The organism is Rhizobacter sp. P3_B12 (genome assembly GCF_056402895.1).
Map to the genome: position 1 here is coordinate 1 of NZ_JBFUGN010001000.1, position 2,201 is coordinate 2,201.

A 2,201-nucleotide genomic window follows, 5' to 3' on the forward strand; every position below is an offset into this window, starting at 1 on the left:
CTACATATACCCTATTGTTATCTTGGGCAAGAATAACCCCATCTCGCTCAATATTTTCCGATCCTTTTCTATTGGTGTAGTGGCGAACTCGAACCACATCGTTGCCTAAAGCGATCCCTGCCCCAGCCTCCTCGCCCGCAACCTTCCCCGACGCCAGCATTCTTGCACCGGACATCACCAACCTCAGGCCGCTAGACTGCACCGGGATCACCCGGGAGTCGGCATCCGCCAAATCGGCCAATGCCCCACCCATGGAATAGGGCACCTCCCCTCGCGCCTCCGCTCTCCGCACCTTCTCGCGATTGGCTGCTGAATTGCCGTATCCAATCTTCGCCAGATCGTCATCGGACGACAGGCTGTAGTCGACTGGCGTCAAGAAACTCCGGACGCCAGCAACGATCTTGGCGACCTGGTTCGTCAGTGACGAGCCATTGGACCCCGAAGGTGTCGCACCGCCTCCAGACGTCTTCTGCTCCGTCGTCTTGACCGTCGATTCCGGCGTTGCTGAAACACTCCCCGACGGATTCACAGTGACGCCATCACAGCTCGGATGGCAGATGGTCTGCAGGTACGGGGTCTTGCTCTCCTTCAGATCCGACCACCCGCTCGGGTCCGTSCKCGCCAGCGGATCGTTGCGCACRTAGCTGTAGCGGTTGTAGGCCTGCAGGTCCGACGGATCGCTGACGAGCTGGTCCACCGACAGGAAGCGACCGATGGTGGCGTCGTACAGCCGGCCATTCATGTGCGTCAGCCCGATGTCATCGAGCTGCTCGTGGCCGGTGAARCCGCGGTCCGTGCCRCTGTTGAYKGCGGGGCTCCAGTCGATCACCAGCGTGCCCGCGGTGTCGTAGTTGCCGTTCGCGAAGCGCCGCTTGCCGAACGGGTCGTACGCGTCGCGGGCCGTCACGTCGCCGTTGTGGTCCGTCGTCGCTGCGATGCTGCCCAGGTGGTCCTTGTGCCAGTACTCCAGCTTCACKGCGCTCAGGCTCGACTGCACGGGCGGTGCGGTCTGCGAAGCRCCGAGTGCMGGCAGCGCTCCGGTGGTGACCAGCACGCCGAGGCTCTGGCCGCCTGCGCTCAGGTAGTGGCGGTTGCTTGTGACCGCCGGGTTCGCGGTACTCGGGCTCGTCGGCGCATTGACCTCGCTCTCGAAGGCCAGSCCTCCGGTGTTGTCCGGATGCAGGTACCACGTGGTSCGSGTWCCGGCGTTCGTGCCRCTCGGAATCGTYCGCACCTCGCGRATGCGCGCRTGGTCCTCGTCGTAGTTCCACACGTAGCTCGGGCCRCCTGMMGGCCCTTGCACGCCKGCTTGGCTGTCCGGYAGGTTGAAGCCGGTGTAGGTGATGCCGCGGTACTTGCCCGCTGTCGCACTCGCGATGTTCCCGTTCGCGTCGAAGCCGTAGGTGTTGGCGGCTGCGCCTTCGATCGATTGAACGGCATGAGGTCGAACGGAATTGGCCCCCTGCGCGCCATAGCTGTACGCCCCCACATCGCTCTTGTAGAGGATGCTGCCCAGCGCGTTGTATTGCAGGCTGACAGTCCGGACCAGCCCACTGATCGCAGGAGCGGCCACCGTGTAGCGCTGCAGCCGGCCGAGCGCGTCGTGCTCGAAGTTCTCCGTCACCGCGCCGGTAGCGCCATCCCCATTCGAATCGTTGCGGTTCGTCAACCGGCCCAGGCTGTCCCACACATAGCCGTGGTTCAGCACGTCGGTGGCGTTGCCCTTGCCCGTCGTCAGGCTGCTCGCGCGGCCCGTCGCGGCTTCATAGCCCGACTTGCTCACCACCGCATTGCTGTAGCGCTGCTGCTCAAGGTGATCCCATGCGTTGTAGGCCTGTGCCTGCCACAGCACCGTGCCCGCCGGCAGCGCGATGCTCGCACCCGGCGTACCGCCCGGCGTGGCGGGCAGCGGGTTCACCGTCACCGCCGTCGCGAGCGACACGCTGCCGAGGAATCCCTTCGGCGTGTACCCATAGTTCACCGTCAGCCCGGTCGGCCACGTCTGCGTCGCCTGCCGGCCGTTCGCGTCGTAGCTCAGCGCGCTCGCAAAACTCGGCCCGTTCGCCACGGTCGTGCGGTTACTGACCAGCCGGCCCAGGCTGTCGTACACCCACTGCTGGCTCATGTCGGTGCTGGCGCTCGTCGCGCACAGCTTGCCGATGCCCATCGCGCAGTTGTCGTAGGTCCAGGTGCTGCTGTAC

General features: G+C 64.9%; 1 protein-coding gene. It reads right to left on the minus strand.

Annotated features, from left to right (window positions below):
* The coding region (locus tag AC1D01_RS31220) for an RHS repeat-associated core domain-containing protein (RefSeq protein ID WP_477873370.1) at nt 1-2,167 on the minus strand (2,167 nt) is incomplete at its 3' end.
* Nucleotides 2,168-2,201 lie beyond the last annotated feature (34 nt).